The 26,737-nt window shown below is 61.1% G+C and carries 24 protein-coding genes; 20 read left to right on the top strand and 4 right to left on the bottom strand.

Going from position 1 to position 26,737, the window contains the following annotated elements; translation table 11 throughout:
• Positions 1-9: 9 nt before the first annotated feature.
• The gene (locus FHJ80_RS05280) at positions 10-732 is read right to left on the bottom strand and encodes a YdiY family protein (RefSeq protein ID WP_139526240.1); all 723 of its coding nucleotides are present in this window, start codon (positions 730-732) and stop codon (positions 10-12) included.
• A 153-nt stretch (positions 733-885) separates the two neighbouring features.
• Here FHJ80_RS05280 and FHJ80_RS05275 point away from each other — a divergent pair, with 153 nt between their 5' ends.
• The 12 genes from FHJ80_RS05275 to FHJ80_RS05220 all read left to right on the top strand — a co-directional run bounded on the left by FHJ80_RS05275 (position 886) and on the right by FHJ80_RS05220 (position 14,977).
• On the top strand, positions 886-2,580 hold the full coding sequence (locus tag FHJ80_RS05275) for a sensor histidine kinase (protein WP_139525973.1): 1,695 nt from the start codon (positions 886-888) through the stop codon (positions 2,578-2,580).
• 31 nt (positions 2,581-2,611) lie between these two features.
• On the top strand, positions 2,612-3,343 hold the full coding sequence (locus tag FHJ80_RS05270) for a response regulator (RefSeq protein ID WP_139525972.1): 732 nt from the start codon (positions 2,612-2,614) through the stop codon (positions 3,341-3,343).
• Between the two features lie 244 nt (positions 3,344-3,587).
• The gene (locus FHJ80_RS05265; protein WP_139525971.1) at positions 3,588-4,583 is read left to right on the top strand and encodes a tripartite tricarboxylate transporter substrate binding protein; all 996 of its coding nucleotides are present in this window, start codon (positions 3,588-3,590) and stop codon (positions 4,581-4,583) included.
• A gap of 107 nt (positions 4,584-4,690) precedes the next feature.
• Positions 4,691-5,173 carry a tripartite tricarboxylate transporter TctB family protein gene (locus FHJ80_RS05260; protein WP_139525970.1) on the top strand — a complete coding sequence of 161 codons (483 nt, stop codon included), beginning with the start codon at positions 4,691-4,693 and terminating at the stop codon, positions 5,171-5,173.
• A 48-nt stretch (positions 5,174-5,221) separates the two neighbouring features.
• The gene (locus FHJ80_RS05255) at positions 5,222-6,721 is read left to right on the top strand and encodes a tripartite tricarboxylate transporter permease (protein WP_139525969.1); all 1,500 of its coding nucleotides are present in this window, start codon (positions 5,222-5,224) and stop codon (positions 6,719-6,721) included.
• Positions 6,722-7,100: 379 nt separating this feature from the next.
• On the top strand, positions 7,101-8,453 hold the full coding sequence (gene urtA / locus FHJ80_RS05250) for an urea ABC transporter substrate-binding protein (RefSeq protein WP_139525968.1): 1,353 nt from the start codon (positions 7,101-7,103) through the stop codon (positions 8,451-8,453).
• Positions 8,454-8,549: 96 nt separating this feature from the next.
• Positions 8,550-10,160, top strand: coding sequence for an urea ABC transporter permease subunit UrtB (urtB, locus tag FHJ80_RS05245; protein WP_139525967.1), 1,611 nt, complete (start codon positions 8,550-8,552; stop codon positions 10,158-10,160).
• 3 nt (positions 10,161-10,163) lie between these two features.
• The gene (urtC, locus tag FHJ80_RS05240; protein ID WP_139526239.1) at positions 10,164-11,309 is read left to right on the top strand and encodes an urea ABC transporter permease subunit UrtC; all 1,146 of its coding nucleotides are present in this window, start codon (positions 10,164-10,166) and stop codon (positions 11,307-11,309) included.
• The gene (urtD, locus tag FHJ80_RS05235; RefSeq protein WP_139525966.1) at positions 11,306-12,142 is read left to right on the top strand and encodes an urea ABC transporter ATP-binding protein UrtD; all 837 of its coding nucleotides are present in this window, start codon (positions 11,306-11,308) and stop codon (positions 12,140-12,142) included. The genes urtC and urtD overlap by 4 nt, the downstream gene beginning before the upstream one ends.
• A complete protein-coding gene (urtE, locus tag FHJ80_RS05230) occupies positions 12,142-12,849 on the top strand; it encodes an urea ABC transporter ATP-binding subunit UrtE (RefSeq protein WP_139525965.1) in 708 nt (235 codons plus the stop codon). The genes urtD and urtE overlap by 1 nt, the downstream gene beginning before the upstream one ends.
• Before the next feature lie 175 nt (positions 12,850-13,024).
• Complete coding sequence (locus FHJ80_RS05225; protein WP_139525964.1) at positions 13,025-14,398, top strand: diguanylate cyclase; 1,374 nt, start codon at positions 13,025-13,027, stop codon at positions 14,396-14,398.
• Positions 14,399-14,443: 45 nt separating this feature from the next.
• Positions 14,444-14,977: a copper chaperone PCu(A)C gene (locus FHJ80_RS05220; protein ID WP_139525963.1), complete on the top strand. Its 534-nt coding sequence runs from the start codon at positions 14,444-14,446 to the stop codon at positions 14,975-14,977.
• Between the two features lie 29 nt (positions 14,978-15,006).
• On the opposite strand, the gene FHJ80_RS05215 is transcribed toward FHJ80_RS05220, so the two are convergent.
• Entirely contained in the window at positions 15,007-16,368 is a 1,362-nt protein-coding gene (locus FHJ80_RS05215) for a PepSY domain-containing protein (RefSeq protein WP_139525962.1), read from the bottom strand.
• Positions 16,369-16,494: 126 nt separating this feature from the next.
• Positions 16,495-16,866, bottom strand: a complete 372-nt coding sequence (locus tag FHJ80_RS05210; RefSeq protein ID WP_176558217.1) for a DUF2946 family protein — start codon at positions 16,864-16,866, stop codon at positions 16,495-16,497.
• A gap of 341 nt (positions 16,867-17,207) precedes the next feature.
• Between FHJ80_RS05210 and FHJ80_RS05205 the strand changes: the two genes are divergently transcribed.
• The 8 genes from FHJ80_RS05205 to FHJ80_RS05170 all read left to right on the top strand — a co-directional run bounded on the left by FHJ80_RS05205 (position 17,208) and on the right by FHJ80_RS05170 (position 24,725).
• Positions 17,208-18,092, top strand: a complete 885-nt coding sequence (locus tag FHJ80_RS05205) for an urease accessory protein UreD (RefSeq protein ID WP_139525960.1) — start codon at positions 17,208-17,210, stop codon at positions 18,090-18,092.
• A gap of 34 nt (positions 18,093-18,126) precedes the next feature.
• Positions 18,127-18,429, top strand: coding sequence for an urease subunit gamma (gene ureA, locus FHJ80_RS05200; protein WP_139525959.1), 303 nt, complete (start codon positions 18,127-18,129; stop codon positions 18,427-18,429).
• Between the two features lie 23 nt (positions 18,430-18,452).
• A complete protein-coding gene (locus FHJ80_RS05195; protein ID WP_139525958.1) occupies positions 18,453-18,761 on the top strand; it encodes an urease subunit beta in 309 nt (102 codons plus the stop codon).
• 111 nt (positions 18,762-18,872) lie between these two features.
• Positions 18,873-20,588, top strand: coding sequence for an urease subunit alpha (gene ureC, locus FHJ80_RS05190; RefSeq protein ID WP_139525957.1), 1,716 nt, complete (start codon positions 18,873-18,875; stop codon positions 20,586-20,588).
• A 148-nt stretch (positions 20,589-20,736) separates the two neighbouring features.
• Complete coding sequence (gene ureE, locus FHJ80_RS05185; protein ID WP_139525956.1) at positions 20,737-21,267, top strand: urease accessory protein UreE; 531 nt, start codon at positions 20,737-20,739, stop codon at positions 21,265-21,267.
• Positions 21,257-21,970 carry an urease accessory protein UreF gene (locus tag FHJ80_RS05180; RefSeq protein WP_139526238.1) on the top strand — a complete coding sequence of 238 codons (714 nt, stop codon included), beginning with the start codon at positions 21,257-21,259 and terminating at the stop codon, positions 21,968-21,970. Before ureE ends, FHJ80_RS05180 begins: the two co-directional genes overlap by 11 nt.
• A gap of 27 nt (positions 21,971-21,997) precedes the next feature.
• Complete coding sequence (ureG, locus tag FHJ80_RS05175) at positions 21,998-22,630, top strand: urease accessory protein UreG (protein WP_139525955.1); 633 nt, start codon at positions 21,998-22,000, stop codon at positions 22,628-22,630.
• A gap of 307 nt (positions 22,631-22,937) precedes the next feature.
• Entirely contained in the window at positions 22,938-24,725 is a 1,788-nt protein-coding gene (locus tag FHJ80_RS05170) for a methyl-accepting chemotaxis protein (protein ID WP_139525954.1), read from the top strand.
• Here FHJ80_RS05170 and FHJ80_RS05165 read toward each other — a convergent pair.
• Complete coding sequence (locus FHJ80_RS05165) at positions 24,722-26,686, bottom strand: aconitate hydratase (RefSeq protein ID WP_139525953.1); 1,965 nt, start codon at positions 26,684-26,686, stop codon at positions 24,722-24,724. The genes FHJ80_RS05170 and FHJ80_RS05165 overlap by 4 nt on opposite strands.
• Positions 26,687-26,737: the final 51 nt, after the last annotated feature.

The raw sequence follows: 26,737 nt of genomic DNA, 5'->3' as shown, positions 1-26,737 counted from the left end.
CACTGCTGTTTACCAGCTATATAGCAGCGAGGCGCTGGTGGTGGTATCGGTGCGCTCGCTGGCGTCTTCGGGCGGTTGAGAGTTGTGCTTCACTTCGTAAGAGAGTCGCAGCGACAGCTTGGCATTCAGCCGGGCAGTGAGAGAGGTCAGCGAGCGAGCGGTGGTGTTGGCTTCGGTGTACTCCACCGACATCTCCTGGGCGAGATCGGCGAATTCAGAGAATCGGTAGCGGTAATCCAGCGCGGTATAGGCGACGGCGAGCTGCTCGTTATCCGTATCTCGCAGGCGGTCGTTGCGATAGCCGGGCCCTGCTTCTAGCGATAGCGTATGGCGCTTACTCTCCAATAGCTGTCGCCCATAGCCGCCAATCACCGAGAGCTGCTGGTCGTAACCGGCAAAACGGTCCTTCTCCCAGCGGGCAAAGCCAAACAGGTAGTGCGGCCCGCTAAAGTCGTAGCGTTCACGCCCTGCGAGCAGATATTGCTCCGCGCTGGTTTCGCCATCCTTGCTGACGTTACGCACTTCCCCTCGCAGCGAATGGGTCAACTGACCGGTCAGCCAGGTCAGACGCGATTTGCCGATCAGTGTTTGGCTATCGGTGTTGCCCGACAGGTGGGTAAAGCCGAGCTCGGCGTCGCCGCTGAACACCGGCGAGTCCTCTTTGGGCGGTGGCGGAGCGTAGAACGGATAAGCTATGGCCCCGGTTGTCCACAGGAGCGTGGTGCCAAACATCAGGGAGCAAAATAGGTGTCGCACGACACTCCTCCTTGAGCGTAGAGTCGTTAAGAGGCTGCTATATAAGCACAGTGAGGCAGCAGCGCAACGACTAACGGCCATTAGGCGCTGCGTGCCATAATGACGCGGTCGCGCACCATGAGTTCCGTTATGACTGCTCCTCGCCCCCGAACACTGGCCGAATTACAGCGCTGGCGCCGCACTCGTGCCAAGCGCCGCTGGTACAAACGCAGTTTTCGCCTGCAAGTCATGATGCTGGTGGGGCTGCTGCTGGCGGGGATGTTGCTGGCCCAGGGCACGTATCTCAACCACCGCAAAGCCGAGATCATCACCCATCAAATGGGCGAGCGGGCGCTGGCGGTGGCCAAGACCGTGGCCGGGATGCCGCAGATCGTCAACGCGTTTGCGACGTCTGACCCCTCTGCCATCATTCAGCCGCTCGCCGAGCGCGTGCGCCATGAGACCGGCGCGCGCTATGTGGTGGTGGGCAATGCCCAGTCTATCCGCTACTCCCATCCCGTTCCCGAACGGATCGGCCAGCCCATGGTAGGCGGCGATAACGAGCAGGCGCTGATCTATGGCCAGTCCTATGTCTCGGAAGCGACCGGCACGCTCGGCACGGCCATGCGTGGCAAGACACCGGTATGGGACGAAGAGGGCAATATCATCGGCGTGGTATCGGTGGGCTTCATGCTCGAACGGGTCGATATGGACGTTGCCCGCTACACCAGTCTGGGCTGGGCCCTCGTGGCGCTCATGATCGTGTTGGGCTTCGCGGGTGCTTATTGGCTTTCACAGCATTTGAAGAAGATCATTTTAGGCTTGGAACCCTATGAAATCGCTCGCTTGGCCATGGAGAAAGAGGCCATTCTGCAGTCGATTCACGAAGGTATTCTTGCGGTGAATCGAGAGGGCCATATCACCCTGGTCAATCAGCAGGCACGGCGCTTTTTGGCGCTGCCCGACGAGCATGTGCTGTTAGGCCAGCCCATTCGGGAGGTGGTGCCCAACTCGCGGCTACTGGAAGTCTTGAAGCGCGGTGAGCAGGAGTTCGACCAGGAGATGTGGCTCGGCGATCATCCGGTGGTGGTCAACCGCGTGCCGATTGTGCATGAAGGCGAAATAGAGGGGGCCGTCGCTACCTTTCGCAGCCGTCGGGAGATCATCGACCTCTCTCAAGCGTTGACCCAGGCGAGCCGCGATGTGGACATGCTACGCGCCCAGGCCCATGAGTTTTCCAATAAGCTCTACACCATTTCGGGACTGCTGCAGCTTCAGCGCATCGAGGAGGCGCTGGCGCTAATTCACCAGGAAACCGAGCGTGCCCAGGCGCAAATGAGCTTTTTAATGCGCCACGTGGCGGATGCCGTACTGAGCGGTACACTGCTGGGCAAGCTCACCCGTGCCCGCGAGCTGGGCGTTGCGCTGGAGATCGACGAGCAGAGTTCGCTCTCCTGTCCGCTGACCCCAACGGGCCAGGAAGTGATGATGAGCGTGGTCGGCAATCTGTTGGATAACGCCTGCCACGCCGCCCTCAACGGGCCGCACGGTGACCAGCCCCAGGTGCGGCTATTCTTTACCGATCTTGGCGAGCAGTTGCTCATCGAAGTGGAAGATAACGGACCCGGCGTGCCCGCCGAGCATGCCGAGTCGATCTTCGTCGACGGGTTCTCCACCAAGACCGGCAAACACCGGGGTATTGGTCTCGCCCTGGTGGCCAGGCTTTGCCGTCAGCATGGCGGTGCGGTGACGCTGGAGGAGAGTGAGCTGGGGGGGGCGTGCTTCATCGCCGTGCTGGATCGCGCGCTATGCGCAGACTCCGCCAACTCTTCCCTGACTTCATGACGAGCACACGACGATAATAAGAGGACACCGCATGTCTACGACGCAATACGGCATTTTGGTCGTCGAAGACGATTTTCGCATTGCCGATATCCATCGCGCCTTCATCGAGCAGAGCGAAGGGTTTTACGTGGTCGGCATGGCGCGCAACGGCAGCGAAGCCAAGGCGCTAATGGCACAGCACGCCGCCGATATTCAGCTCATTTTGCTCGATGCCTACTTGCCCGACGTGGAGGGGCTCGAACTACTCTGGGCTATCCGACGGGATCATGTTCATGTGGACATCGTCATGGTCACCGCCGCCAAAGAGGTGGAAACCATCAGCGAAGCGCTGCGTGGCGGCGTGTTCGACTACCTGATCAAACCCATCGAAGCGACCCGCATGAACCAGATGCTGGCCCGCTTTCGCCGTGAGCGTGAGGCGCTGGCCAATCGCGCGGAAATGAGCCAGGACGAACTGGATCACGTGCTGTCCCGGATGACGCCCAGCGAGCCCACGCGCACGGCAAGCCGAACGCTGCCCAAAGGTATCGACCGCTTGACGCTGCGTCGGGTCGTAGACGCGCTGGCCTGCGAGTCCGATTCGCTCACGGCCATGCAGGTGGCGCGCACCATGGGGGCGAGCCGCTCGACGGCGCGTCGCTATTTGGAGTTTTTGGTCGCCGAGCAGGCCGTCAGTGCCGAGCTGGGCTATGGCGATGTAGGCCGTCCCGAGCGGCGCTATCGGCTATTGAGCGCCGCCAAAGGATGGCTGGAAACGCTATGAGCAGCACAGCGTGAACAAAATGAACAAAACGCACAAAAAGAACAGTTTGTCGTTAATGGCCATAAGCTTGTCGAGGAGGGTGGCACTCTTCTAACGTTCAGGGCGTAACCACACAAAGCTAATCATCGAGTGCCAAGCGCTGCTGGTTAGCCGTGCTTTTGGTTCGTTCGGCGCACACAACAAACCGCGCCCACCAAAACACCGTTTGAACAATAACGCCTGAACAAAAACGTGGAGAACGCCAATGACTACGCTTTCCTTGAAGCGCATCGCCGTGCTGGCCCTGCCGATGGCGGCCCTGGCCATGACGACCGCTGCCCAAGCGCAGGAGTGGACGCCGAGCAAGTCCATCGAATTCATCGCCCCCGCCAACCCCGGCGGCGGTTGGGATACGCTGGTACGCACCATGTCCCGCGTGATTCAGCAGGAGTCTCTGGCAGACGAAAGCTTCGCGGCCATCAACGTACCCGGCGGCGGCGGCGCAGTGGCGTGGGCCCAGGTCGCCCGTGATAGCGGCAACCCGCATAAACTGTTTGCCACCAGCCCGCCGATGATTCTGGTGCCGCTGGCAGGCGCTTCCCGCTATGACCACACCGACTTTACGCCGATCGCGCGAATCAATACCGATTACTCCATCATCCTGGTGGCGGCGGACTCCGAGTACCAAACCCTCGATGACCTGTTCGAAGCACTCAAAGCCAACCCCGGCCTGAGCGTAGGCGGCGGCAGTGCGCCTGGCTCCATGGATCACATTTCAATGGCGGGCCTGGCCTCGGCAGCGGGAATGGAAGCGTCTGCAGTGAACTACATTCCGTTCTCCGGCGGTGGCGATGCCATGACCAACCTGATGGGCGGCCACATCGAAGCGGTGATCGGCGGTGCCGGTGAAGCGGTGGGTCAGTTAGGCGAAGGCAGCCAACTGCGTGCGCTGGGCGTCTCCTCCGAAGAGCGTCTGGGCGGCGGCTTGGCCGACGTGCCCACCTACCAAGAGCAGGGCTACGACTACACCTTCGACATTTGGCGCGGTGTGATGGGCGCGCCAGAAATGCCGGAAGAGGCGGTCGAATATTACGAAACGCTGTTTGCTGACATGCTCGAAACCGACGCATGGCGCGAAGCCAGCGACCAGCTGGGCTGGATCGATGCGTACCAGAATAGCGAAGAGTTCGGCGCCTTTCTGGATGAGCAGCAAGAGCAGTTCAGCAGCGTGCTGACCGACCTGGGCCTGCTGCGCCAATAAGCGCCAACACCCGTTAGCGATACGCCGGCGGCCAAGCGCCGCCGGATGCGTCTATCTGTTACCGCGAGAGCCAGCGCGTCAGCGCTGGTGTCTTCGGAGAAATCCCAATGACTCGATTGAATATCAACCAGTGGCTAGCGCTCGTGCTGGCGCTAGTGGCGGCTGTTTACTTGGCCATGGCCTGGCAAATTCCGACGTTCCCTCTGCCGCGCCCAGTGGATTCGGACCTCTTCCCCAAAGTGCTGGGTGTGTCGCTGCTGATTCTGGCTGCGCTACTGTTTTTCGAGAAGCCGAGTGCCATCGCTGGGGCCGATGAGATCGACCATGAGGCCACCCGAGGTCCGCTCCTATTCACTCCCTGGGCACGCGTCATCGTGACGGCACTGGCCATTGCCGCCTATGCCTTCTTGCTGGTGCCGCTGGGTTTCGTGCTGGCCTCCACGCTGCTGAGCGTGGGGTTGACCGCCTATTACGGCTATCGACGCCATGGCGTCAACCTGGCGGCGTCGCTGGGCGTGGTACTGGCCCTTTACCTGACCATGACGCGGGTAATGGATGTTTATCTGCCCACCGGCTTACTGCCGTTCTAAGCAGGTGTGCAAGCGCACGCTTAGCAGGCTTTAACGAGAGACACTCCCATGGATGCCTTGAACAATCTGATGTACGGCTTTGGCATCGCGCTAGAGCCCATCAATATCGCCTACGTATTTGCCGGTGTGTTTGCCGGTACCATCATCGGCATGCTGCCCGGCCTAGGGCCGATCAGCGCGCTGGCCCTGATGATTCCGATTACCTTTGCCATGGAGCCCTCCTCCGGGTTGATTCTGATGGCCGGGGTCTACTACGGCGCCATCTTCGGCGGCTCGACCTCCTCCATCCTACTCAACGCCCCGGGCGTGGCGGGCACGGTGGCTACCTCCTTCGATGGCTACCCGATGGCCAAGCAGGGCATGGCGGGTAAGGCGCTGGCCATTGCCGCTTACGCCTCCTTCATCGGCGGCACGGTGTCGGTGATCTTTTTGATGCTGGTGGCCCCGCTGCTTTCCAAAGTGGCGGTGAGCTTTGGCCCGGCTGAGTACTTCGCCCTGATGGTGCTGGGCTTGACGGCGGTCGTATCACTGTCGGACAAGTCGCTGGTCAAAGGCCTGATTGCGGCGGTCGTCGGCGTGATGATTTCGATCGTCGGGATCGACACGCAAACCGGCACCGAGCGCTTTACCTTCGACTCGATCCAGCTGCTCGACGGGATCGACTTCCTGGTCGTGGCGCTGGGTATCTTCGCCCTGGCGGAAGTGTTCTACATGCTGCTACGCGGCGGCGGTGGTAAAGAAGTGCCACGCAACGTGATCGGCTCGCTGAAGCTGAGCCGTGGCGAAGTGAAGAAGATCGCTGGCCCCATCAGCCGCAGCTCCGTACTGGGCTTCTTTACCGGCGTATTGCCGGGGGCGGGCGCCACCATTGGCTCCTTCCTGGGCTATAGCATGGAGAAGCGCCTGGCGAAAGATGGCGACACCTTTGGTCAAGGCAACATCAAAGGCGTGGCCGCGCCGGAAGCGGCCAACAACGCCGCGTGTACCGGCTCGTTCGTACCGCTGCTGACGCTGGGGGTGCCGGGGTCCGGCACGACGGCGGTGCTGTTGGGCGCGCTGCTGGTGATGGGCGTCACGCCTGGCCCGATGATGCTGGAGCAGCGCCCAGACGTGTTCTGGGGCGTGATTGCCAGTATGTACATCGGCAACATCTTCCTGCTGGTACTCAACCTGCCGCTGATTCCGCTGATCGCCAAAATCCTCGACCTGCCGCGCCCGCTGCTGCTGTCGATGATCCTGATCTTCTGCATGATCGGCGTTTACGGCATGAGCTTCAGCGTGTTCGATCTGCTGCTGCTACTGGGCTTTGGCCTGTTGGGCTTGGGTATGCGTCTGTTTGGCTTCCCCACCGCGCCGCTGATTCTGGCGCTGATCCTCGGCAACATCATGGAAGAGTCCATGCGCCGGGCGCTGCAGATCTCCGGCGGTGACTGGACCACCTTCATCGACAAGCCCATCTCGCTGGCGCTACTGGTGATTGCGGTGCTGTCGCTGGGGCTGCCGCTGCTCAAAAAGCGGCGCAACAAAGCGGCCACCGCTGCTAACTGACCCGCTATGGCGGAACCCTAAAGCGTCCTCGCGTCTGCGAGGACGCTTTTTTTTATGCTATATCACCGCCTGTGGTGCAAAGCATCTTGTTGGTGCATGACAACCGTGCATGCGCGCTACTGTATTGCGCTATTTTGGTGCTAAGTGGCCTGGAGCATGTTTTTTGTATACGGCTAAGTGGTTGATTGTGTTTTTAATCATGGTCTTTGTTCCACATTGGCGCACCCCTTGCAGTGTGTAGAGCGACGTGTGAAGAACGAGCAGCAACTCGCTACCCACGAGTGGACGCACCAAGTGCTCCGTCGCCTCGATAACGACAACGCTTGGCCGCGGTACCCCAAACACGAGCCCCAACCATAAGGGGCGCAAGGAGGTTCAAGTGACCACACTGCAGCGCAAGACACACCCTCGTACCCTTAGCCGTTTCGCTACTGCCTTGATCACCGCCGCCGTTATAAGCGCGAGCGCCCAAGCGGTCGCCCAAGATGACGACCCCATCAAAGTCGGTATTCTGCACTCGCTCTCTGGCACCATGGCCATCAGTGAATCCACCCTGAAAGACACCGTGGAAATGCTCATCGAGCAGCAGAACGAGGCCGGTGGCCTGTTGGGCCGTCAGATAGAGGCCGTGGTGGTCGACCCTGCGTCCAATTGGCCGCTGTTTGCCGAACGCGCCCGTGAGCTGCTGGCCCAGGAAGAGGTGGATGTGATCTTCGGCAACTGGACCTCCGTCTCCCGTAAAGCGGTGCTGCCTGTGGTCGAAGAGCTCAACGGCCTGCTGTTCTACCCGGTGCAGTACGAGGGCGAAGAGTCGTCGGAAAACGTCTTCTACACCGGGGCTGCCCCTAATCAGCAGGCCATTCCTGCCGTGGAGTATTTGATCAACGAAGTGGGCATCGAGCGCTTCGCGCTGATCGGTACCGACTATGTCTACCCGCGCACCACCAACCGCATCTTAGAAGCCTTCCTGAAAGATGAGCACGGTGTGGCGGAAGAGGACATCATGGTCAACTACACGCCCTTCGGCCACTCGGATTGGCAGAACATCGTCTCCGAAATCCGCCGCTTTGGCGAAGAGGGTAAGCCCACCGCCGTGATCTCTACCATTAACGGCGACGCCAACGTGCCGTTCTACCGCGAGCTGGCTAACCAGGGTATCGACGCCGCCGACATTCCGGTCATCGCCTTCTCGGTGGGCGAGCAGGAACTGTCCGGTATCGATACCGCGCCGTTGGTGGGCCACCTGGCCGCCTGGAACTACTTCATGAGCGTGGATACCGACGCCAACTACGACTTCATCGATGCCTGGATCGAGCATACCGGTGACGAGATGTCGGTGACCAACGACCCCATGGAAGCGCACTACATCGGTTTCAACATGTGGGCCGAAGCGGTGCGTAAAGCGGGTACCACCGACGTGGACGCGGTGAAAGACGCGATTATCGGCGTGACCGTGCCGAACCTCTCCGGCGGCTATGCGGCGATGATGCCCAACCACCACATCACCAAACCAGTGCTGATTGGTGAAGTTCAGGATAACGGGCAGTTCGATATCGTTTGGCAAACGCCCTCTACCGTGGCCGGTGATGCGTGGTCGGACTACCTACCGGGCTCCCGCGACCTGATCGCCGATTGGCGCAAGCCCATGGAGTGCGGCAACTTCAACGTTGTGAACGGCTCGTGCGGGGGTAGCACCGCCGCAGAAGAAGCCGAAGCAGCGCTCGCCGAATAACGCTCGCCGGGCAATCCTTGCCCCTACTGTGCCTGTTTATCGGTGCAGTAGGGGAGCACGCTATCTCCCCTCTTCGATCACCAAAGGAAGAACCCCATGAGGCGTTTCCTTTCCTTGGGGCTACTGTGTCTGATGCTACTCGGCACCGCCTTGACGGCGCAGGCACAAAGCAGCTCCTCGACCCCCGATGACCAAGCAGCCCTCGCGCTGTTGACAGCGCTGGATGTGGACTCCTACCGCGATAAAGGCGACGCCATTACCGCCATTTTGCAAAGCGACGACGAGCGCGCCCGCGACTGGCTGCAGGCGCTGCTGGATGGCCGCCTGCAGCGCACCGACGATGGCCGCTTCGTGCTGGTGCTGGATAATCGCGGCCGCGACTGGCCGGTGGCCGATGCGCTGACCAACGAGCCGCTGGGCGACATGTCTCGCCGCGACTTGGACCGCATCGGCATCAACAATGCGCTGCGTAACCAGCTGCGTAGCGCCATTGCCGTGGTGGATCTCTACTCCCCCAACGTCGAGCGCCGCCGCACCTCCGCCGACCGTCTGCTGGGTGAAGTGGACGGCGAGCTTGCCGAGACGTTGGCACCGGTGATTGCCGACGCAGAAGATGAGTACGTGCGCACACGCTTGGCGCAAGCGGTGGCGATATACCGCGCGGAACAGGGTGAGATGGCAGGCGTAGAAGCCCTCACCGGCAGCCTACACCCGCGAGCTCGCGTGGCGCTGGGCCGTGCGGCGAACAGCGACGACGCTGTTGTTGCCGATGCAGCAACAGCGGCGCTGGCTGGCATTGAGCAGCAACTCAAGATCAACCGCGGCCTGGAGACGCTCTACTTCGGCTTGAGCCTGGGCTCGGTGCTGGTGCTGGCAGCCATTGGCCTGGCGATTACCTTTGGCGTTATGGGCGTGATCAACATGGCCCACGGCGAGCTGATGATGCTGGGCGCTTACACCACTTGGATGATGCAGCAGCTGCTGCCGGGCCAGCCGGGGCTGGCGCTGATTCTATCGATTCCGGCGGGCTTTATGGTGGCCGCCCTGGTAGGCATTGCCATCGAGCGGGGTGTGATTCAGTTCCTCAAAGGCCGCCCGCTGGAAACCTTGCTGGCCACCTTCGGTATCAGCTTGATTCTTCAGCAGCTGGTGCGCACGGTCATTTCACCGCTCAACCGCACCGTGGTGACGCCGGAGTGGATGAGCGGCTCGCTGGTGATCAACGACGCGCTCTCGCTGACCCTCAATCGCATGTACGTGCTGGGCTTTGCGCTGGTGGTGTTTGCCGCGCTGATGCTGATCATGCGCCGCACCCGACTAGGACTCGAAGTGCGTGCCGTCACCCAGAACCGCGCCATGGCACGCTCCATGGGCATTCGTGCCACTCGCGTGGACATCATGACCTTTGCCTTGGGCTCGGGCGTGGCGGGGTTGGCGGGCGTGGCGCTCTCCCAGCTCACCAACGTGGGACCCAACCTCGGCCAGAACTACATCATCGATTCGTTCATGGTGGTGGTATTCGGCGGCGTGGGTAACCTGTGGGGCACGCTGGTGGCGGGGCTCTCGCTGGGCGTGATCAATCAGGTGCTGGAGCCCTGGGCCGGTGCCGTGTTGGCCAAGATCATCGTGCTGGTGTTCATCATTCTATTCATTCAAAAACGCCCGCGTGGACTCTTCCCGCAGAAGGGCCGGGCTGCGGAGGGCTAAGTGATGACGATGCAATCGACGTCCAGTCAATTCTGGCTGACACGCCCGTTCGGTGAGCGGGCCACGCAACTTTTCCTCGGCGTCCTGTTGAGCGCCCTGGTGCTGGTCACCGTGCTGCATCTGGCGGTGCCCCAGGGGCATCCGCTGCATGTGAACGCTTACACCGTCAACCTGTTCGGTAAGTACCTGAGCTACGCGCTGCTCGCGGTGGCGGTGGATTTGGTGTGGGGCTATTTGGGCATCTTGAGCCTGGGCCACGGGGCGTTTTTCGCCATTGGCGGCTACGCCATGGGCATGTACCTGATGCGCCAAATCGGTGATCGCGGCACCTACGGCCATCCGGTCCTACCGGACTTCATGGTGTTCCTCAACTGGGACAGCCTGCCCTGGTACTGGCACGGCTTCGACATGGCCTGGTTCGCCTTTGCCATGGTGCTACTGGCACCGGGGATGCTGGCGCTGGTGTTCGGCTTTTTGGCCTTCCGATCGCGGGTCACGGGGGTGTATCTCTCGATCATCACCCAGGCGCTCACCTTTGCCCTGATGCTGGCCTTCTTCCGCAACGAGATGGGCTTTGGCGGCAATAACGGCCTGACCGATTTCCGCGAGCTGCTGGGCTTCAACCTGCGTAGCGACGCCACCCGCTTGGGGCTATTCATTGCCACCGGCGTGGCGCTGGCGCTGGGCTATATCCTCTGCCGCGCCATCGTCACCAGCAAGCTGGGCCGGGTCTGTGTGGCCACGCGGGATGCCGAGGCGCGCACGCGTTTCATAGGCTATCGCGTCGAGCGCTTCCAGCTCTTCGTGTTCGTGGTCTCGGCCATGCTGGCAGGCCTTGCCGGGGCGCTTTATGTACCGCAGGTGGGTATCATCAACCCCAGCGAGTTCTCGCCGCTGTTCTCCATCGAAATCGTGCTGTGGGTGGCGTTGGGTGGCCGGGCCACGCTGTACGGCGCGGTGATCGGCGCGATTTTGGTCAACTACGCCAAAACCATTTTCACCGGCATCATGCCCGACGCCTGGCTGTTCGCCCTGGGTGCGCTGTTCGTGCTGGTCACGGTGCTGCTGCCGAAAGGTGTAGCGGGGCTGTTAGGCCACCTAAAGCGCCGTAAAGAGGAGGATCACCCACCCAAGGAGGCCACCGCATGAGCCTATTACAATCGCTAAAAGCGCGGGATAGGGTGTTCGATTTCATGGCGACCCAGTCCTCGCCGGTCGACGTGCGCCACGGCCCGATTCTGTATATGGAAGACGTCACCGTCAGCTTCGATGGCTTCAAGGCGATCAACAACTTGAACTTGACCATCGACGACGGCGAGCTGCGCTGCATCATCGGCCCCAACGGGGCCGGTAAAACCACCATGATGGATATCATCACCGGCAAGACGCGGCCTACCGAGGGCAGCGTGTGGTTCGGCAGCCGCCACAACCTGCTGCAAATGAACGAGCCAGACATTGCTAGCCTCGGCATTGGCCGTAAGTTCCAGAAGCCCACGGTGTTCGAAGCGCTCAGCGTGTTCGAGAACCTGGAGCTGGCGATGGCCGCTGACAAGCGCATCTTCCCCACGCTGACCGCCCGCATGACTGGGGAGATCAAAGACCGCATCGACGACGTGCTGGAAACCATCGGCCTGACCGAGCTGCGCTTTCAGCCCGCCGGGATCCTCTCCCACGGCCAAAAACAGTGGCTGGAGATCGGCATGCTGTTGATGCAGCGCCCGCGTCTGCTGTTGGTGGATGAGCCGGTGGCGGGCATGACCGAGCAGGAGATGGAGCGCACCGCCGAGCTGCTCACCGGCTTGGCGGGCAAGCAGTCGGTGGTGGTGGTAGAGCACGACATGGGCTTCGTGCGCTCGATTGCGCGCAAGGTGACCGTGCTGCACCAGGGCAGCGTGCTGGCCGAGGGCAGCATGGATCAGGTCTCCAACGACCCTAAAGTGGTCGAGGTGTATCTAGGGTCGGATGAAGAGGAGAGCGCCTGATGCTAGCCATTGAAAAGCTCAACCAGTTCTACGGCGAGAGCCACACCTTGTGGGACTTAGACCTAGACGTGCCCGCCGGGCAGTGCACCTGCGTGATGGGCCGCAACGGGGTGGGTAAAACCACCCTGATGAAAGCCATCATGGGCGAAGTCGCGGTGAAAAGTGGCCAGCTGCGCTACCAGGGCGACGGCAGCGAGATCGAACTCACCAAAAAAGCCGTGGAAGCGCGCTCGCGACTGGGCATCGGCTTCGTGCCACAGGGGCGGCAGATATTCCCGCTGCTCACGGTGGAGGAGAACCTGCGCACCGGCTTGGCCGCCCGAGGCGACGGGCTGAAGAAAATTCCCGAGCGCATCTACGAGCTATTTCCAGTGCTCAAGGAGATGAAGCACCGCCGTGGCGGTGACCTATCCGGCGGGCAACAGCAGCAGCTTGCCATTGGCCGCGCGCTGGTGATCGAACCGAAGCTGCTGATTCTGGACGAGCCCGGCGAGGGCATTCAGCCCAATATCGTCGCCCAAATCGGCCAGGTGATTCGCCAACTGATCAAAGAGGACGGCCTGACGGTGCTGCTGGTCGAGCAAAAGCTGCCCTTTGCCCGCAAATACGCCGATCGCTTCGTCATCATGGACCGCGGCCGTCCGGTGGCCAAAGGCGAGATCAGCGAACTCTCCAACGAGCTGATCAAGCAGCATTTGACGGTTTGAGTTATCCACACCCCCTTTAACCTTTCTTTTCCTGTTTACTGAGCACACTCTAATAGCCCTCTCGTTTCATGTAGAAAAGAGGGGGCTTTTTGCTTAAAACCCTGCGCTGAGTAGGTTTTGGCGCTGCGTTTTATGTGTAACATGGCCAGTTTCAACAACAATCGTTGGGTGGGGTATGCGTTATAAAGACAAACATCAGCTCGCTGCCGAGTGGCAGGCACTCCTGGAGCGCACGCCGGTGGCGCTTCGCCAGGCGGTGGAGACGCTGGTGGAATCCCGCCGCGATATCTTTGCCGATCATTTTTATCAAGTGATGTTGGAAGACCCCCACGCGTCGCTGTTTCTCTCCAATGAGCAGGTAAAAAACCGGCTGCACCCCTCCATGCAGCGCTGGCTCAGTGCTATGTTTGCCGTCGAGCATGCGGATTTCGAATCGCTGGTCGAGCAGCAGGAAAAGGTTGGCCAAGTGCATGCGCGTATCGATATTCCCGTGAATTTAGTGCTCAACGGCGCGCGACAGTTGAAGCAGGCGCTGTATGCGCACATTCACGCTACCCTGGGGGCGGAACTCTCCTCCGGCGAGGCGGCGGTGTATGTGTCCGATCATATCGATATGGCGATGGAAATCATGAGCCACGCCTACTCCGTGGCCAACAATCGCAATACCCGCACCGAAGAAGCCTATAAGCTGTTCTCTTTGACCCAGAGCATCGGCGATGAGCGCGAGCGGCAGCGTTCGGCGCTGCTCGATTGGGAAAACGCACTGATGTTTGCCGTCGCTGCGCAGCAGGCAACGACGGCTTTACCCCGATTAGCCAGTTCCGAGTTTGGGCTTTGGTATCACCACAAGGCGTGTCACGCCTTTGAGGGCGCGCCGGAAATTACCACCATTTCACGGCATGTTCGCCGCGTGGACGAGGAGTGGCTCGCCCAGCTAGGCGACTCAGACAGCCAGCGTCGCCTGACCGCGTTGAGCAGCATTCGCGATGCGGCTCGCACGATCTTGATGCTGTTGGATGACGTTCTGGATCGCGCCTCGGGGCTCGAAGCAGGCCGCGATAGCCTGACGCGTTTGCTCAATCGCAAGTTCCTCTCGGTGGTGCTGAACCGTGAAATAGAGATCGCGCGCCACTCGGAAAAGTGTTTTGCGCTTCTCATGGTGGATATCGATCACTTCAAGGCGATCAACGATACCCACGGCCATGACGCGGGCGACCATGTGCTGCAGCAGGTGGCCAGCATTCTCGACCGCTCGACCCGGGGCGGTGACTACGTGTTCCGCATGGGCGGTGAAGAGTTTTTGATCGTGCTAGTGGATACGGACCAAGACGGTAGCCGCCTGTTTGCCGAGCGGCTGCGCCACGCCGTGGCCAAAGAGCCGATGTTGGCCGCTGCCGATACGCTGCTGAACGTCACGGTGAGTATCGGTGTCACGCTGCACGATGGTCACCCCGATTACCAGCGCTCGATGCAGCGTGCCGACCAAGCGCTGTACCAAGCGAAACGCAGTGGGCGCGACCGGGTGGTGGTGGCCGCTGCCACTGAGTAATATCGCTGTCTGCCTTGTTTCGGTCATTTATCTACGGAGAACACCATGTCGATGCGCGCTACGCTACTTACAGCACTGTTGATGATGAGTACCCCGCTGTTGGCGGCCCATCACGGTGGCGATTCCTCTGAGGCGATGGCAGGGCACTCCGCTATCGAAGCGGAGCAACCCTGGACCCGTGCCACGCCGCCGGGAGCGGGGGCGGGCGGTGGCTTCGTCACCCTTACCAATCACGGCGATGGCGACGACATGCTGATAGGAGCGACCAGTCCGGTCACCGAGCGTGTCGAGATTCACATCATGGAGATGGACGGCGATGTGATGCGCATGGCCCCCCTGCCCGGTGGCATCGAGTTACCGGCAGGTGGGAGCGTGACGCTCGCGCCGGGCGGCTTGCACTTGATGTTGATGGAACTGGACTCACCCATCGTCGAGGGTGAGCCCGTCCCCGTGACGCTGGAGTTCCAACACGCCGAGCCGATGGAGATCGAGCTTCGGGTGCTGCCCGTAGGGGAGTCTCCAGAGGGTCACCACCATGAAAGTGGTCATAGTCATGGCCATAATCACGCGGCGCACTAAGCAGCCCGCCGCGTCAGTCTACCGCCCCGCTAGCCTTGGCGAGCGGGGCGGCGCTCTTGCAATGGCCGCACGATCAGCCAGTCGATGATCAGCATCACGAGCAGCGACGCCCCAACGAGCGGAAACAGCACGCCGCCTATCACTAACATGGCGATCAGCCCACGAAACACGCGCTTATCAGTGGGCAAGGGCGGCACGCCCATGCCCCCCGAAGGACGGCGTTTCCACCACATCACACCGGCCGCCACGCACATCACGATGATCGCGATACACACCGCCAGCAGCACGAGCTGATTGATCAGCCCAAACTCCTGCCCCAAATGTACATTAATTCCAAACTCCAGCCAGCGACCGAGCGGGCCGTAGTCGGCGTAGCGCATATCGATTAGCGGCTTGCCGCTGTACTGGTCGAGGTGGACCACGCGCTGCTGGGACAAGTCATCGGGATAAATCGAGCCGGTGTACACCCCGGCGGCCGTGGTAGGTAGGTTGACCGTGTAGCCCTGCTGCAAGCCCAGCGCTTCCAGCTGCGCCACGGCGTTGTTCAACCCAATGCGCGGGGTGGGCGCGGCGGGCGGTGTCGATTCCGGCACTTGCGCCTGCTCCAGCGACCAGCTCGTGCTGCCCTGGTCGCTCAGGTAGGCGTTGGACATCGGCACTTCAACACGCACGCCGGACGGGTAGCCAAAGTTATTGCCGTTGGCCCACTCATTCACCTGCGCGCCCCACACCCCCGACCACGGCATGCCGGTAATGGCCAGAAAGACGATAAACCCGCCGACAAAGAGCCCCAGCACCGCGTGCAGGTCGCGCCAGAATACGCGGCTTTTGGGCTTGCCGCGCACGCGCACCACGCCGCCGCTACCTTTGCGTGGCCACCACAGATAGATGCCCGTGGCGACCAGCAAGATCGACCAGCCCGCGGCCATCTCGATCAGCTTGCGCGGCGTTTGCCCGAAAAATTTAAAGCTATGCAGGTAGCGCACGGTCCACATCACCGTGCCCCGGTCATCCAGCGAGCCCAGCACCTCGGCAGTGTACGGGTTCACATAGACGGCCAACCGTTCTCCGCTAAGGGCATTGACGGTAATTTCAGCCGAGCTTTCCGGCGTGGTGGGGGAGGTGTACTTCACCGCCGTGCCGGGGTGCGCCTGCAGCGCGGCGCTCACGAGCGTTGCGGGTAGCTGCACGTCCTGCTGTGCCTCCACGCGCTTGAGATCGGAGTGGATGAGGCCATCCAGCTCGTCATCGAACAGGTAAAGCGCTCCGGTCAGCGACAGAGTAATCAAAAAAGGCAGGACTAACAGGCCTGCATAAAAGTGCCAGCGCCAAACGGCGCGATACAGATCGAGTGACGCTTTGCGCGCCACCTGGGAAGACGGCATCGTCATACAACGCTCCAAGTGCCCGTGGCGCCGCGCCGGGCGTACCAGCGACGTCACGGGCAAAATAAGTGGTTAGCCACACCCGTTATGGGGTGGCCCGTCATGGGGTGGCAAAGGGGAAAGATCGGTGCGTTAAATGAGGCGTGGCGACGGTGGGGCGCGGGAGTGAGCGTGGGGATAGTGACGTGACACTGCAGCGCGCGAAGCGAACACCGAGGGCAGGGGTGTACGCGATGGAAATGCCGTGCTGCCAATGGCGGGTAAGTGTTGAGGGGCGGTCGGCGTATGCTGCCATAAGCCGCAATAATCACAGGGGTGATACCAGCGGTGGAGCGGATCATGGTCGTGCGGCGACGGGGCGGGCGACGTCGTAGAATGCGTGGCATGCTGGCCATGGGCATGCGCGGTAGCGTGGCCCTGCGCTTGAAACTGCGAGAGGAGCGGCCCGGCAAATACCAGAAAGAGCGCCGCGAACGCCAAGTAGAGCGCTACACGGTACCCCATGGAATTTGCCGAGCGGAAAGGTCGCATCTCACACTATGCTTTGTAAGCGGCTTAAAGAGAGAGAATTGTACAGCTTGACGCGTGAGCAGCGCACTCAGTGCCGTATATGAACGCTGTGGTGTATTGCCGCGAAGGACGCCTTCGGTCATTGAGACTATTTGGTGCAATATCGGATGGCGGTGCTCTTTTTTGGTGCTTGAGAGCGGTAATGAAACGCATGTCGGTAGAGGTAGACCGCGATGTGGGTGGCTGCGCAGCGCCGATACCACGCTTTCACCATTTTGGCGCACTCTTTGCATTCGTAAGGCAATGATGTATCCACAAGGAAGCGATAGCGCCCCATGATGCTGAGCGAACTTGCCCCACCCGCCGCCGATTCAGGCCACCGTTTCGATGCCGAGCGCCGCTGGGCCGCCTCGCTGGCGCTACGCTTTGCCCATCGCGATGGTGTTACCCGGCTAGTGCAGGCGCGCCACCAAGGACCGTTACGGGTGCAGCGCCCGTTCTATCCAGAGGGCAGCCATGAGGCGTGCCACGTATACGTACTACACCCGCCCGGGGGGCTGGTGAGCGGCGATGCGCTGACCATTCGTGCCCATGTCGAGCGCGGCGCACACGCGCTGCTCACCACCCCCGCTGCCAACAAGCTCTACAAAGCTGACAGCCAAGGTGTGGCTTGGACCCAGAACACCGAGCTGACGGTCGAAGAGGGCGGCGCCTTGGAGTGGCTGCCCCAGGAAACCATCGCGTTCGATGGCTCAAAGGGCACTCAGCGCACCCATATCGCGCTACAGGGCCGAGCCCGCTGCTTAGGCTGGGAGGTAATGGCCCTCGGCCGCCCGGCAAGCGACCTGCCCTATGTCTCCGGGCGCATCGAGCAGCACTTTCGCTTGACTCTGGATGGCAAACCGCTGTGGCTTGAACGCCAGCCGCTCGACCCCGGGCACCCACGCTTTGTGGGCCGCTGGGGCCAAGGCGGCGCAACGGTGCAGGCCACGCTCTGGGCGGTGGGCATCGACGATGCCGCTGCGGCTATTGAAGCATTGCGTGAAGCGCTGCCGAGCAACTCCCGCTGGGCGGTGACCGTTCGCCATGGCGTACTGCTATTGCGCTATTTAGGTGCATCCCGAAATGAGGCCTGGGCGCTGTGTGAGCAGGCCTGGCACCTACTGCGGCCCCGTTGGATCGAGCGCAAGGCGCACACGCCGCGTATTTGGCTAACCTGAATCTATCTTTCGAGCACTGCTGGAGAGCAGCCCTATGGAGTTAACCCCACGAGACAAAGACAAGCTGATGCTGTTTACCGCGGCTCAGCTTGCCGAACGCCGCAAATCGCGCGGCCTGAAACTCAACTACCCCGAAGCCGTGGCGCTGATCAGCTTCGAGATCATGGAAGGCGCACGGGATGGCAAGAGCGTGGCCGATTTGATGAGTTACGGCCGCGAGATCCTGACCCGCGACGACGTGATGGAGGGCGTGGCGGAGATGGTCGATGAAGTGCAGGTGGAGGCCACCTTCCCCGACGGTACCAAGCTGGTCACCGTTCACACCCCAATCAATTAACCGTCCACCGCTAGGAGAGCGCCATGATTCCCGGTGAGTATCAGTTGCAAGAAGGTGATATCGAGCTGTGCGCGGGCCGAGAACGCATCACCGTCGAGGTGGCCAACACCGGCGACCGCCCCATTCAGCTGGGGTCCCACTACCACTTTGCCGAGGCCAACCCGGCGCTGGTGTTCGACCGCGACAAGACCCGTGGCTACCGGTTGGACGTCGCCGCCGGCACCGCCATCCGCTTCGAACCTGGCCAAACCCGCGACGTCACGCTGATACCGTTCGTCGGCAAGCGGGAAATCTACGGCTTCCGTGGCGATGTGATGGGGCCGCTCGATTAGCCAACGGATTAATAAAGAACAACCGTCGGTAGGGCGGGCATCGGCTGGGTGACTGTTCACACAGCCGATGACCGCCCAGCACTGGACTCAACGCTTGAGGCAGAGGCAAATATGAAATCGGTAAACAAGATCAGTCGGCAAGCCTACGCCGATATGTACGGCCCCACGGTAGGCGACCGCGTGCGCCTAGGCGACACCGAACTCTGGATCCAAGTCGAAAAAGACGCCACCCACTACGGTGAAGAAGTGAAGTTCGGCGGCGGCAAGGTGATCCGCGATGGCATGGGCCAAAGCCAGCGCCAGGATGCCTCGGTGATGGACACCGTGATCACCAACGCGCTGATTCTGGACTGGTGGGGCATCGTCAAAGCCGATGTGGGGCTGCAAAACGGCCGCATCGCCGCCATCGGCAAAGCCGGCAACCCCGACACCCAGCCCGATGTTGAGATCGTGATCGGGCCTGGCACCGAAGTGATCGCGGGCGAAGGCAAAATTCTCACTGCAGGCGGCATCGACGCGCATATCCACTTCATCTGCCCCCAGCAGGTGGAAGAAGCGCTGATGAGCGGCGTCACCACCATGCTCGGCGGCGGCACCGGCCCCGCCACCGGCTCCAACGCCACCACCTGCACCCCCGGCGAGTGGCACATTGGCAAGATGCTGCAAGCAGTGGACGATCTGCCCATGAACATCGGCCTGCTCGGCAAGGGCAACGCTAGCCTGCCGGAGGGGCTCGAAGCGCAGTTGGAAGCCGGTGCCATGGGCCTCAAACTCCACGAAGACTGGGGGACTACCCCGGCCTCTATCGATAACTGCCTGAGCGTGGCGGAAAAGTACGACGTGCAGATCGCCATCCACACCGATACGCTCAACGAATCCGGCTTCGTGGAAGACACCCTGGCGGCCTTCAAAGAGCGCGGCATCCACACCTACCACACCGAAGGCGCAGGCGGCGGTCACGCCCCGGACATTCTCACCGCCTGCTCCAAGGAGTATGTGCTTCCGTCCTCCACCAACCCCACACGTCCCTACACGGTGAACACCATCGACGAGCACTTGGATATGCTCATGGTGTGCCACCACCTGGACCCCAATATTCCCGAAGACGTGGCCTTTGCCGATTCACGTATTCGTCGCGAAACCATCGCCGCCGAGGATATCCTGCACGACCTGGGCGTGATCTCGATGATCGCTTCCGACTCCCAGGCCATGGGCCGGGTGGGCGAAGTCGTCTGCCGCACCTGGCAAACGGCGCACAAAATGAAGGTGCAGCGCGGCCTGCTGCCGGAAGACGAGGCGATGGGGGCCGATAACCTGCGCGCCAAGCGTTACATTGCCAAGTACACCATCAACCCTGCGATTACCCACGGCATCGCCCATGAAGTGGGCTCGATTGAGGTAGGTAAACTGGCGGATTTGGTGCTGTGGAAGCCCGCGTTCTTCGGCGTGAAGCCATCGCTGATTTTGAAAGGCGGCATGATTGCGGCTGCACCCATGGGCGACCCCAACGCCTCGATTCCTACACCGCAGCCGGTGCACTACCGCCCCATGTTCGGCACCTTTGGCCGCGCGGCCAGTCAGGTAAGGCTCAACTTCGTCAGCCAGGCCGCCATCGATGCGGGCATCCAGGAGCGGCTTGGCCTACAAAGCACGTTGTCCGCCTGCAAGAACGTGCGCGGCGTGCGTAAAAAGGACATGAAGCTCAACGACGCCTGCCCAGAGCTCACCGTCGACCCGCAAACTTACGAAGTGCGCTGCGACGGCGAACTGCTCACCTGCGAGCCCGCCAACGAACTGCCGCTGGCGCAGCGGTATCACTTGTTTTGATTGAGTTGTTGCCCGGGGCGCCGGGGGTAGGCCTACGAGAGGGCGCTGTAAATACGTCCCTGTACGCTACTTTTGCCATCCATGGCAAAAGACCCTCTCTACGGCCTACCCCCGGCTCAGCCTTCAAGGATCGAGAAAGGATGAGAGCATGCTGAAATTAATTGAGCGCTTAGGGCCGATAGACGAAAGCACCGCCAGCGACACGCTGACACTGCCCTTCGAGCTGCGCATTCGTGGCCGCTTGAAAGCCGAGAGCGATAGCGGCCGCGAGCTGGGGTTGTTTCTGGATCGCGGCCCGGTATTGCGCGATGGCGATGGCCTGAAGGCCGACAATGGGGAGGTCGTCCGCGTGTGCGCCGCGATCGAGCCTGTAGTGACCGCGCGAGTGAGTACTGGCTTACCCCTGGCCCGGCTGGCGTACCACCTCGGCAATCGCCATGTGCAGCTGGCACTGGGTGAAGACGAGCAGGGCGGCTGGGTACGTTTTCCACCCGACCACGTCCTCGAAGAGCTGGCCGAGCTGCTAGGCGCGACGCTCGAGCACCACAACGCCACCTTCGACCCCGAACCCGGCGCCTATAATCAAGTGGGTGGTGGGCATTCGCACAGTCATCACCACGCTCATTCCCACGACCACGACCACGACCACGACCATGTGCACCACCACCATGCCCACTGAGCCGCCATCCGACCTCGCGCTGCTCGGGCTGATGCAGCTCGTTAGCCCCGCGCTGCCCATCGGTGCCTTTGCCTTCTCGCAAGGGCTGGAGAGCGCCTTTGAGCTGGGCTGGGTGAGTGACGAGCAGAGCCTAGCCGAGTGGCTCTCCGGCGTGCTGGACGATGGCTTGAGCCGCTGCGAGCTGCCCGTGATCGAGCGGCTACATCGCGCTTTCGAACAGCAGGATGGCACCGCCGTTGCCGAATGGGATGACTGGCTGGCCGCTACCCGTGAAACCGCCGAACTCGCCGCCGAAGATAGCCGCCTTGGCGCCTCGCTCAAGCGGCTGCTGGGTAGTCTCGACCTGTTACCCCAACATGAACGGCTGCCTAGTGAAGACTCACTCACGCCCTTGCTGCCGCCTCAGGCAGGCTATGTCACGCTGTTTGCCTGGGCGGCCTACCAGCGTGGCATTCCGGTGCGTCAAGCGCTGCTGGGGTTTGGCTGGGCGTGGCTGGAAAACCAGCTTGCGGTGGCCTGTAAGGCATTACCGCTGGGCCATACGGCGGCGCAACGCATCATCGAACGGTTACGGGGAGAGCTGGTGACGGCGGTCGACCAAGCGCATCAACTCGACGATGACGAGCTTGGCCCCGCTCTGCCAGGCGTCGCGCTCGCCAGCGCTCTACACGAAACCCAATACTCCCGCCTGTTTCGAAGTTAGCGGGCGTTATCCATTAGGAGAAACATCATGACTCACTGTTTACGCGTTGGCGTGGGTGGCCCGGTCGGCTCCGGCAAAACCGCCCTGCTCAAGCAACTCTGCTCGGCACTGCGCGACCACTACGATATCGCCGTGGTCACCAACGATATCTATACCCGCGAAGACGCCGATTTCCTGCTCAAGCACGATGCGCTGCCCGCCGACCGCATTCTCGGTGTCGAAACCGGCGGCTGCCCGCACACGGCGATTCGGGAAGATGCCTCCATGAACTTGGCGGCCATCGATGAGTTACACGCCCGTCATCCTAAGTTGGAGCTGGTGCTGGTCGAATCCGGCGGGGATAACCTCTCTGCTACCTTTAGCCCCGAGCTTTCCGACCTGACGCTCTACGTCATCGATGTGTCCGCTGGCGATAAGATTCCCCGCAAAGGGGGCCCGGGCATCACCAAATCGGACCTTCTGATCATCAACAAGATCGACATCGCCGAGCAGGTACACGCCTCGCTGGAGGTGATGGAGCGCGACTCGAAGAAAATGCGCGGCGAGCGGCCGTTCGTGTTCACCAATCTCTACGACGGCGTGGGCCTCGAAGAGATCATTCGCTTCATTCTCGATAAAGGCATGCTGGAGGAGCGACGCCCGCAGGTGGCCACGGCCTAACTGCTCACGACGCTCGACGCATAAAAGACGCATAAAAAAGCTGCCCAGCCCGGGAAACCCGGTGCTGGGCAGCGTTGTTTCGTGGCTGGCACCGCGCCAAAACGGGCCGTCCCTGGCCACCACTTCGACACCATGAACCGATAATCGATCGATAACCTTAACCCATGTTATGAAACGGCTGTTCATACGCTAATTTACTGTCCATAAACTAAAAAACGCATCCCAAGCTAAAGCTGATGGCAAGTAGGTCGATAATGAATTTACAAAAATTCAAATATCTGACCACGACTCCATTGGAAGAAACGTCATGACGAGTAATCCCCCCTCCACGCTGAAAAAGCGCCGTTCGAGTCTGCAAACCAAAGTACTGATGTTGGTGCTGCTTCCTTTGCTGCTGGTCACCGTTGCGCTGGTGTCGTTTGATGCGTATAGCCGCACGCAAGATACTCAGGAGATGTTGGCCGAACAGCGCAACATGTTGATCGAAGAGCGCCGAGCAGCCGTCCAAGACATTGTCCAAGTGGCCATGACGGCCATTGCCCCGATCTATGAGGCAGCAGGGCCTAACGATGAAGCGGCGAAACAAGAAGTGGCCAGTATCATCCGTGCTATGCGGTTTGAAGATAACAACTATCTCTTCATTTATGACTTCGACGGTAACAATATCGTCACGGCACCCGCTCCAGAGCGAGAGGGAACCAATATGATCGATGCGCAAACGCCCGATGGCACCTATTTGATTCGTGACATCATCGAGCTTGCTCGTAGCGGAGGTGGTTATTATAGCTACGTATGGGATCACCCCGGCACGCAAGCCATGGAAACGAAGCACTCGTTCGTGGGGCGCCTCGAAAAGTGGGATTGGCTGATCGGTGCGGGGGTCTATGTGGTGGATATGGAAAACGCCTTGGCCGAGATCGAAACACGGGCAATGAGCGATTTACGTGACTCTATCGGGATCACTGTCCTGATGGCGGCTGCCTTGTTCATCGCGATAGCCATGCTGACGTATGCTTTCGTTCGTCGTTTGGTAGGCCCGATTAAACGCGCTGCTGATGCCATGCTTGATATTGCCCAGGGTCGTGGTGACCTAACCCGTCGTCTTACCATAGAGAGCAACGACGAAGTGGGGAATCTCGCTGTCCAGTTCAACGCCTTTGCTGGCCGCATGCAGGATACCCTGCGCGACGTACGCCGCAGCACCGTAAGCGTCTACCACTCGGCGGGCGACATTTCCCACAGCTCGGAAGAACTGGCGACGCGCACCGAGCAGGCAGCGGCCAACTTGCAAGAAACCTCGGCTTCCATGGAAGAGATCACGTCCACCGTGAACCACAGCGCCGATAATGCCCAGCAGGCCAACAAGTTAGTGCAGTCCACCGCCGAAGTGGCGCACCAAGGCGAAGAGGCCATGGGGCAGGTCGAGCGCACCATGCGCGATATCAACGACTCCGCCTCGCGTATCAGTGACATCATCACGATGATCGACGCGATTGCCTTCCAGACCAATATTCTGGCGCTTAATGCCTCGGTCGAAGCCGCCCGCGCAGGGGAGCACGGTCGTGGGTTTGCGGTGGTGGCTCAGGAGGTTCGCACGCTAGCCAGTCGCTCCAGTAACGCGTCGAAAGAGATCCGCGAGCTGATCGATGCATCCGTACAGCACACCCACACCGGTGCGGAGCTGGTCCGCAGTGCAGGGGCCACCATGCGTGACATCGTCGAAAGCGTCTCGAAGGTCACTGACGTGATCGGTGAAATCAGCGCGGGGGCCAAAGAGCAGAGCAGTGGCATTGGTCAGATCAACACCGCCGTGGCCGAGATGGACACCATGACGCAGCAAAACGCCGCCATGGTGCAAGAGGCCACCACCGCCGCAGCGGACATGCGCCGCCACGCCGAGCACCTGAACGAACTGATCAACTCGTTCGTGCTAGGAGAAGACAGCGCCTCAGCGCCGTCACGCAGCGGGGCGCGCCAAGCGTTGCCCGCCAGCGGCGCCAACGGCACGGGGGCGGGCCAGGAGCTCAAGCGTCCAGCCCTGGCCGCCAAGCCGTCGTCTGCCGAGCATAGCGCAGACGACTGGGAAGAGTTCTAAGCGTGACGCTGGCGCAGGTGGTTGATCACGCCACCTTGCGCGATCAGCTCCCGCTGGCGGGGGCTGAGACCATGATGTAGCGTCAGCTCGCCTTTACCGGGGACATGCGCGGTCAGCGTGTCCCCGCACTCCAGTTGCTCATAGAGATCTTCGATCACCAAGCGGTCGCCCTCTGCGGGTAGGGCATTGTCTTGCTCGCGGGTAAACGTCAGTGGTAGAGCCCCGAAGCAGATCAGGTTTTGCCAGTGAATCCGCGCAAAACTCTTCGCGACCACCACCTGTAGCCCCAAATAGCGTGGCACCAGTGCGGCATTCTCGCGGCTGGAGCCTTGCCCGTAATTCGCCCCGCCAATAATTGCGTGCCCGCCCTGGGTGCGGGTGCTGTCTGCGCGCTCGGCGTAGGTCGGGTCGACCGCCTCGAACGTGAACGGCGCCGACGCATACACGCTGCTCCAATACGGCAGCACCCGCTGTCCGGCGGGCATGATGTCGTCGGTGGAGATATTGTCTCCCGTGACCAGCAGGACGGGAATGTCGAGACGATGGGGCAGCGGGCTGAGTTCTGGCAGCGCGGGGGTGTTGTCGGTTTTCTGCAGCGCTTTCAACCGGGCTTCTTCAAGGGGAAGCGGAGCCTTGAACATGTCACGGTCCACCTTGACCTGGACGGGCTCCTGGGGGCGGGGGTAAGGCATGTCGAGGGTTCGCGGGTCGGTGATGACACCCTGGATGGCCGAGGCCGCCGCCGTTTCAGGGCTGCACAAGAACACGCTGTCTTCCCGCGTGCCGGAGCGCCCGGGAAAATTGCGCGGCACGGTACGCAGACTGTTGAGCCCCACGGCGGGTGCTTGGCCCATCCCGATACAGCCATTACAGCCCGCCTGGTGCAGCCGAGCGCCGCTGGCGACCAGGTCGGCCAGGTAACCCTGCTCGATGAGCGAGGTCAGCACCTGGCGGGAAGAGGGATTGATATCGAGCGAAACTCCGTCGGCCACCTGCTTGCCGCGTACAATCTCGGCCACCACGGCAAAATCTCGAAACCCCGGGTTGCCCGACGACCCGATGTAGGCCTGATGCAGCGGCTGGCCTGCTGCCTCGCGCACGGTGACGACGTTATCGGGGCTAGAAGGTAGCGCAATCATGGGCTCCAACTGGCTGAGGTCGAGCGTTTCGTGCAGGTCGTAGTGGCAGCCGGGTTCGGCGGCCAGCGCCACCCAGTCGGCTTCCCGGCCTCGGGAGGCTAAAAAGCGCCGGGTCTCTTCGTCACTGGGGAAGACCGTGGCCGTGGCGCCCATTTCGGTGCCCATGTTGGCCAATACATGGCGGTCCATGGCAGAAAGATGCGCAAGCCCCGGTCCGTAATACTCGATCATGGTGTTTTTGCCACCCGCCACGCCGTGGCGTCGCAAAAGTTCCAGCACGATGTCCTTCGCCGAGACCCAATCGGGCAATTGGCCTTCCAGTTTGATGCCCCAAATTTTCGGCATGGTGACATACAGCGGTTCGCCGGCCATCGCCATGGCTACTTCGATGCCGCCCGCACCAATCGCCAGCATCCCGAGCGCACCCGCCGCCGTGGTGTGGCTGTCGCAACCGACGATGGATTGGCCCGGCACGCCAAAGTTTTCCATATGCACCGGGTGGCTAATGCCGTTACCGGGGCCTGAATACCACACGCCAAAGCGCTCGCAGGCGCTTTTCAAAAACAAGTAAGTTTCGGCGTTCAGGTTATCGGCCTGCACCAAGCCGTGGTCGATGTACTGCACGCTGGGCTCGGTATGCACACGATCGAGCCCCATGGCTTCTAGTTCTAACATGACCAGCGTGCCTAGCACGTCTTGCAGCAGGGCTTGGTCGATGCGAAGGGCAATTTCACTGCCCGGGGTTAGCTCACCGCTGACGAGATGGCGTTGGAGCAGTTGCTGGGCAAGATTTAACGGTTGAGCAGAGGAGGTTGAGGTCATGGTCAGTTATCCGATTGTCGTTGTTATCGAAAGCTCAGAGGAGGTAGGGGA

Source organism: Halomonas sp. BL6 (genome assembly GCF_006228115.1).
In the GTDB taxonomy this organism is placed as follows: Bacteria; Pseudomonadota; Gammaproteobacteria; order Pseudomonadales; family Halomonadaceae; genus Vreelandella; species Vreelandella piezotolerans.
This window is presented reverse-complemented; position numbering and strand designations above follow the sequence as displayed.